Genomic DNA, 6,216 nt, shown 5'->3' on the forward strand with positions numbered 1-6,216 from the left:
TGGTTAAATGTTCGAAGAAAGTCTGCCAAATCCCTTCACAGGGCAGCAATGAGGCCAACAGCACCACCATCAGCAGCACCAGTAAAAACTTGTCGATACGTAGACGTTGTAACCAGGACATCCTGCACAATTCCTTGCCATTAATGCGTAAAAAAGGGTTCAGAAGCGCTCTGAACCCTGCTGCTATTGCTGATATTAACTGACCGGCATCGCTTTTTGCTGTTTGGCCGACTCAATGCCCAGCTCGATCATTTCCATGACCTGTATCGCCTCGCTGGCCGGAACCGGGTTGGTACCGGCACCGGAAATCGCGTCGCGAATGGCGGCATAATACGCCGGGTAATTGCCAGGAATAGTCAACAGCGGTTGTTCAGCCAGCATGCCATCACGTGACAACGTCACCACTCCGTCACGCATATCGTAACCCCAGTCGGCCTGCGGCAAACGCTCGCCGGCTTTCAGACGGTCTTCCTGCGGATCCAGACCATATTTGATAAAGCTGCCCTGCGTACCTTGCACAATATAACGGGCAGTTTCTGCTGCTGCCAGCACCGTGCCATGCAGCACCACACGCCGATGGCCGTAATTGAGCACCGCATGGAAGTAATCTACCGATTGTGAACCCGGACGTAGCTCGCCGAGATCGACAAACAGCGTTTGTGGCTTGCCAAACAGCTGCAACGCCTGGTCGATCAGATGCGGCCCCAGATCGTACCAAATACCGCTGCCAGCCCCACCTTGCTCACGCCAGCGCTGGCGGACTTCCGGGCGGAAACGATCGAAATGGGATTCAAAATAGACCACTTGCCCTAAAGCGCCGTCTTTCAGCAAGGCTTTTAAAGTCAGGAAATCGCTGTCCCAGCGGCGGTTGTGGAACACCGAAAGCAGTTGTCCACTCTGCTCTGCCTGCTGCTGTAGCTGCTGCGCTTGTGACAGTGTCACGGTGAACGGTTTGTCCACCACCACATGTTTGCCCGCCGCCATCGCCTGCTGTGCCAGCGGGAAGTGGGTATCGTTCGGCGTTGGGATGACAATCAGGTCAAGCGAGGGATCGTTAAACAGCGCCTGCGGGTCGCTGACCACCGTCATCATCGGCCAGTCGGCGTGGACTTTACCGGCGTCGCTGCTGGAAACGGCGGCCAACTCCATGCCAGGGGTTCCCGCGATCAGCGGAGCATGAAAGGTCTTGCTGGCGTAACCATAACCCACCAGGCCAACGCGGATTGTTTCAGACATCTTGTTTCCTCATACAGGGCGATATACGCATCAATTCCAGGCAGTTGAAATGCTACGTCCATATAAGTTGGGGGCAAGAAATCCGCCCCTGAGTGTTGCCGCTAGAAAAAGATGAAGTCGTGATTGATTCGATTTGACACCATGATGCGGGCCGGAACAAGAGCTAAATGCAGATTGTTAACAAACTGGCAATAATCCAGGCGGCGCGGTATGCCGCCAAGCGAGCGAGGCATAGGGTTAATCGGGCACCGCATGCAGCTAAGCGGGCGCAGCATGCGGCGTCCCTACGTAACTGAACAGGTTGAGGTTGTGTATTACAAACTAACGGGCAGCGGCAACCAAAGGCCGATGCTGGGAATGGTTCACCGGATAGTTGATCTCCAGGCTACGGCGGCGAAAATCGCTGGGGCTGACGCCAACCCGCTTGCGAAACACCCGGGAAAAATAGAGCTGATCGTCATAGCCAACTACCCGGCCAATAGTGGCAATCGACTCCTGAGTGGTTTGCAGCAACAGTTTGGCGCGGATCACCCGCTGATCTTCACGCCAGCGCAGGATATTAATCCCTACCTGGTCACGGAACAGATGTGCCAGCCGCGAAGGCGAAAGGCAAACATGGCGAGCCACTTCATCGATACGCAGCTCCCCTGCCAGATTGCCGGTAATAAACTGGCAGGCCTCAATCACTCGTGGGTCCATAATCTTCTGCGGGCTGAGGGGATCTTCCTCCATCGCGCGCAGCAACAGCCGCTCCAACAGGTTCATGCCAATCTCTTCGGCAAAACGACGACCAGAACGTTGGGTCTGCTCTATGTTGGCAAACAACCGGTCAAACTCGGTCAGCAACTGGTTGTTGGGCAAGGTCAGACGCCCTACCTGATGCGCCTTACTGTGCCATTCCAGCCAGTCGGCCCAATAGGCCCGCGGGCGGAAATAAACCCAGCGGTGATACCAGCAGTCACTATCGGGTGATCGGCCATAGTTATGTGCCGCCTTGGGCGGAAACAGCAGCAGATCGCCGGGGTTACAGTAAAACGTCTCCTCGCCGTCAAACACTTTGCCCTGGCCTTTAATGGTCAGATTGAGGATGTACCCCTTCATGCCGCCAGGGCGGTCGATAAAGAAATCTAGTGGCCCGTCCGCCATAATCGGCGTCAACCCGGCAACCAGGTAGGCGTTAAAGGTGTAACCCGGCAACAACGGGTTCGGTTGGGGTTCCTGAACCATGCGATGATACATCTGGCCTCCAAAAGTGTCTTACCTATATCCCTGCGCCTGGCAATTGCAGCGCAATACTTGACTGACTGGGGGAGTAAGGGGGAGCAGCGATCGCTGAATAAACGACAAAACACTGTCCCACCTTTAGCAAGTTTACCCATCAGGCAAAATGCTGCTCATAGCAATCACAAAATTGTGATGGGTCTTCACGCCCCGCTCTTCGCTTTTTGCTTGTAGCGGTCAAAAATCACCGCAGCCAGCAGGATCACGCCGCGCACCACATACTGCGAGAACGGCGAGATATTCAGCAGGTTCATGGCGTTCTCTACCGTGCCCAAGATCAGGATCCCAGCGATTACGTAGGAAATTTTGCCGATGCCCCCTTTGAGCGAAACGCCCCCCAGCACGCAGGCGGAGATCACGATCAGTTCATAACCGATGGAGGTCATCGGCTGGCCACTGGTCATACGCGAAGCCAAAATAATGCCCGCAGCAGCTGACACCAACCCGGAAAGGACAAAGATGATGATCTTGGTACGCACCACCGGCACCCCGGCCAGACGAGCCGCTTCCTCGTTGCCTCCGATGGCCAGAGTATTACGGCCAAAGGTGGTTTTATTAAGCAGGAAACCAAACAGGATCAGACAGCCAATGGTGAGCCAAATCGGTGCGGGCAGCCCCCACCAGTTGGCATAGCCAAGCGCGAAGAAACGTTCGTCTTCAATACCCACCGCTTTGCCATCGGAAATGATATAGGCCAGACCGCGGAAGATCTGCATAGTGGCCAAGGTAGTGATCAGGGCATTAATTTTCAGCCGGGCGATCACAAAGCCATTGATCAGCCCAGAGATCACCCCCAACAGCAAACCAGCAGCCACGCCGATCCACAGGCTCTCGGTCATGTTGATGACCACCGCAGCGGTGACCCCTGCACAGGCGATAACCGACGCCACCGACAGATCAAAATCACCCGAGGCCAGGCAAAACAGCATGCCGCACGCCACCATACCGGACATGGAGATCGCCAGCCCCAGGCCCTTCATATTGATAAAACTGCCAAAATTCGGCACAAACGCGACGCAGGCGACAAACAGCACGGCGAATACCACCAGCATGCCATAGCTGTCCCAGATACGCGCCAACCCAAGGCCGCCACGGTTTTTCACAGAATTGGTTGTCATGCTCGACATCTCTTGCTCCTTCACAATCAGGCCATCGCCGCTGCAATATCGGGGGTACGTAACATCGCCAGGCTGAGGGCTTTTTCCTCAGTGGCCTCGCTATGGGTCAATTCGCCAGAGATCGCCCCTTCACGCATCACGATGATGCGATCCGCCAGCCCCAGCACTTCGGGCAAATCGCTGGAGGCGAACAGCACCGCAATACCCTGCTGTGCCAACTGATAAATCACGTGGTAGATTTCGTGTTTTGCGCCAACGTCAATGCCGCGGGTCGGCTCATCCAGCAGGATCACCTTCATCTCTTCCGACAGCCAGCGGCCCAGGATCGCCTTCTGTTGATTACCACCGGAGAGGTTCATGATCAGCTGCTCTGCCGTTGGAGTTTTGATATTCAGCGCGCGGATATGGTGATCGGCATTGCTGGTTTCCCAGGCGTTATCGATCAGGCAGCCCGCCTTGATGCTTTTGCGGCGTGCGCTGATGTTGATATTGTCGCGCACCGAGTGCACCGGAATGATGCCGTCGGCCTTACGATCTTCCGGGCACAGCATCACGCCCGCACGGATAGCATCGATCGGTGAACGAACATCGAGCCGCTTGCCATCGAGCATCAATTGGCCCGCAGTGACCCGCGTAGCGCCAAAAATCCCTTTCATCAATTCGCTACGCCCTGCACCCACCAAACCAAACAGGCCGACAATCTCACCCGCACGCACGTTAAGGCTGATAGGCGTTTTCACTCCGGCGGCCTGCAACCCGGTAAGCTGCAACCGCACCTCTCCCAGCTCGCGTGGCTGATAGCCATAAACATCACCGAGATCGCGGCCAACCATTGCCTGAACCAGCACTTCATTGTTCACCTGCTGCATATCGTCGAAGGTGCGCACATAGCGGCCATCCTTAAACACGGTGATGGCATCACTCAGCGCAAAGATTTCCTCCATACGATGCGAGACATACAGGATCACTCGTCCTTCGGCACGCAACTCGCGGATCACCCGGAACAGTTGTTCAATTTCACGTGCCGACAGTGAACTGGTCGGCTCATCAAACGCAATCACTTTGGCGTTACGTGCCAGGGCCTTGGCAATCTCCACCATCTGCCACTGGCCAATCGACAGGTATTTCAACGGGGTATCCGGATCGATGTCCAACCCGAGGTGTTCCAACTGTAAGCGGGATTCATAACGCAGCAGTTTGCGATCCACCAGGCCATGCTTGGTCGGCAGCTGGCCCAGGTAGATGTTCTCTGCCACGGTCATTTCCGGCACCAGATGCAGTTCCTGGTAGATAATCGCCACTCCGGCGTTCAACGCGTCAGTGGTATTGGCAAACTGCACGGCTTGCCCCTGGAGGTGGATCTCCCCTTTGCTCGGAGCGTAATTGCCGCTGAGGATTTTCAGCAGCGTCGATTTCCCGGCGCCGTTTTCCCCCATCAGCGCGTGGATCTGCCCGGCCTGACAACTGAAACTGATCTCATCCAGCGCTTTGACGCCAGGGAAGCTTTTACCGATGCCTTTGAAAGCCAGATAGGGCGTGACGGCAGTCATAGTGCTTTCCTCAATGCTGTGCGATAAATGGCCGCCCGCTTGGTACAGGCGGCACGCTCCTTACATCAGGCCTTTTTTCTGCAGTTCCACCTGGAAGTTGTCGCGGGTGATCAGCACCACGTCGGTCACTTCGGTAAATTTCTGCGGCTCCACGCCTTTCTCTACCCAGTCATGCAGCATCTGAATGCTCTTGTAGCCGTGAATATCCGGGCTTGGCAGCAGTGAACCGTAGAAGCCGGTAGCCTGTTTCTTGGAAAGCTCGCTCACCGCATCAACGCCGTTGATACCAATGCCGATCACATTAGGCGCTTTAAAGCCCTGGCCTTCAGTAGCTCGCACTCCGCCCAGCACGGTGTTGTCATTCATCCCGACGATCAGCCAGTTTTTCACTTCTGGATGTTGCACCAGCATCGAGTTGGCAGCATCGAACGCCCCTGGAATATCGTTGGATTTGGTTGGTACTTTGTAGATTTGCTGTTCCGGGAAACCCGAGGTTTTCAGTGCTTCCATGGAGCCACTAGTACGGCGGCGAGCGGTGTCCAGTTCATCGGAGGTGATCGCCATGACGCCGGTCTCTGCCACTTGCCAGCCACGCTTGTTCATCTCTTTCCACAGCTCTGCGCCTTGGCGTTCACCAATCTTGGTGGCCGCCATCATCACTAGCGGCACGCTCTCCATCGGTTTGCCTTTGGCGTTAACAAACTGGTCGTCAACCGCGATCACTTTCAGGTCGTAGCTGCGCGCCTTGGCGACAATCGCCGAGCCGAGTTTCGGGTCTGGGGTGCAGATGACAAACCCTTTAGCCCCGCTGGCCGCCAGGCTGTCGATGGCATTGAGGGTTTTCTCGCCGTCCGGCACGGCAATCTTGATCACTTCAAAGCCCAGGTCTTTACCTGCCTTGTCGGCAAACTTCCATTCGGTCTGGAACCAGGGCTCTTCTGGCTGTTTAACCAAAAAACCCAGTTTCATGGTCTCTGCGACAGCTGAATGTGACATAACCGCCGTCAGACCAATCACTGCCAACGCCTTAG

5 protein-coding genes and 1 pseudogene are annotated in these 6,216 nt (G+C 55.6%); all 6 read right to left on the reverse strand.

Annotation, left to right across the window (positions count from 1 at the left end):
• Nucleotides 1–121: pseudogene (locus ACLQ7H_RS00155) on the reverse strand (bile acid:sodium symporter); the annotation flags it as partial.
• A 74-nt stretch (nucleotides 122–195) separates the two neighbouring features.
• Nucleotides 196–1,236 carry an oxidoreductase gene (locus ACLQ7H_RS00160; protein ID WP_411750924.1) on the reverse strand — a complete coding sequence of 347 codons (1,041 nt, stop codon included), beginning with the start codon at nucleotides 1,234–1,236 and terminating at the stop codon, nucleotides 196–198.
• 321 nt (nucleotides 1,237–1,557) lie between these two features.
• The gene (gene araC, locus ACLQ7H_RS00165; protein ID WP_411750925.1) at nucleotides 1,558–2,475 is read right to left on the reverse strand and encodes an arabinose operon transcriptional regulator AraC; all 918 of its coding nucleotides are present in this window, start codon (nucleotides 2,473–2,475) and stop codon (nucleotides 1,558–1,560) included.
• Between the two features lie 185 nt (nucleotides 2,476–2,660).
• Nucleotides 2,661–3,644, reverse strand: coding sequence for an L-arabinose ABC transporter permease AraH (gene araH, locus ACLQ7H_RS00170; protein WP_411750926.1), 984 nt, complete (start codon nucleotides 3,642–3,644; stop codon nucleotides 2,661–2,663).
• A gap of 17 nt (nucleotides 3,645–3,661) precedes the next feature.
• The gene (araG, locus tag ACLQ7H_RS00175) at nucleotides 3,662–5,185 is read right to left on the reverse strand and encodes an L-arabinose ABC transporter ATP-binding protein AraG (protein WP_411750927.1); all 1,524 of its coding nucleotides are present in this window, start codon (nucleotides 5,183–5,185) and stop codon (nucleotides 3,662–3,664) included.
• A gap of 60 nt (nucleotides 5,186–5,245) precedes the next feature.
• Nucleotides 5,246–6,216, reverse strand: a 971-nt coding sequence (locus ACLQ7H_RS00180) for an arabinose ABC transporter substrate-binding protein (protein WP_411750928.1), incomplete at its 5' end; no start/stop codon positions are given.

The organism is Serratia sp. (in: enterobacteria) (assembly GCF_046715635.1).
In the GTDB taxonomy this organism is placed as follows: domain Bacteria; phylum Pseudomonadota; class Gammaproteobacteria; order Enterobacterales; family Enterobacteriaceae; genus Chania.

Excerpts from the sequence above, each read along its gene's own strand:
- araG (WP_411750927.1), bottom strand. The coding sequence starts at position 5,185 with ATGACTGCCGTCACGCCCTATCTGGCTTTCAAAGGCATCGGTAAAAGC.
- araC (WP_411750925.1), bottom strand. The coding sequence starts at position 2,475 with ATGTATCATCGCATGGTTCAGGAACCCCAACCGAACCCGTTGTTGCCG.
- araH (WP_411750926.1), bottom strand. The coding sequence starts at position 3,644 with ATGTCGAGCATGACAACCAATTCTGTGAAAAACCGTGGCGGCCTTGGG.
- ACLQ7H_RS00160 (WP_411750924.1), bottom strand. The coding sequence starts at position 1,236 with ATGTCTGAAACAATCCGCGTTGGCCTGGTGGGTTATGGTTACGCCAGC.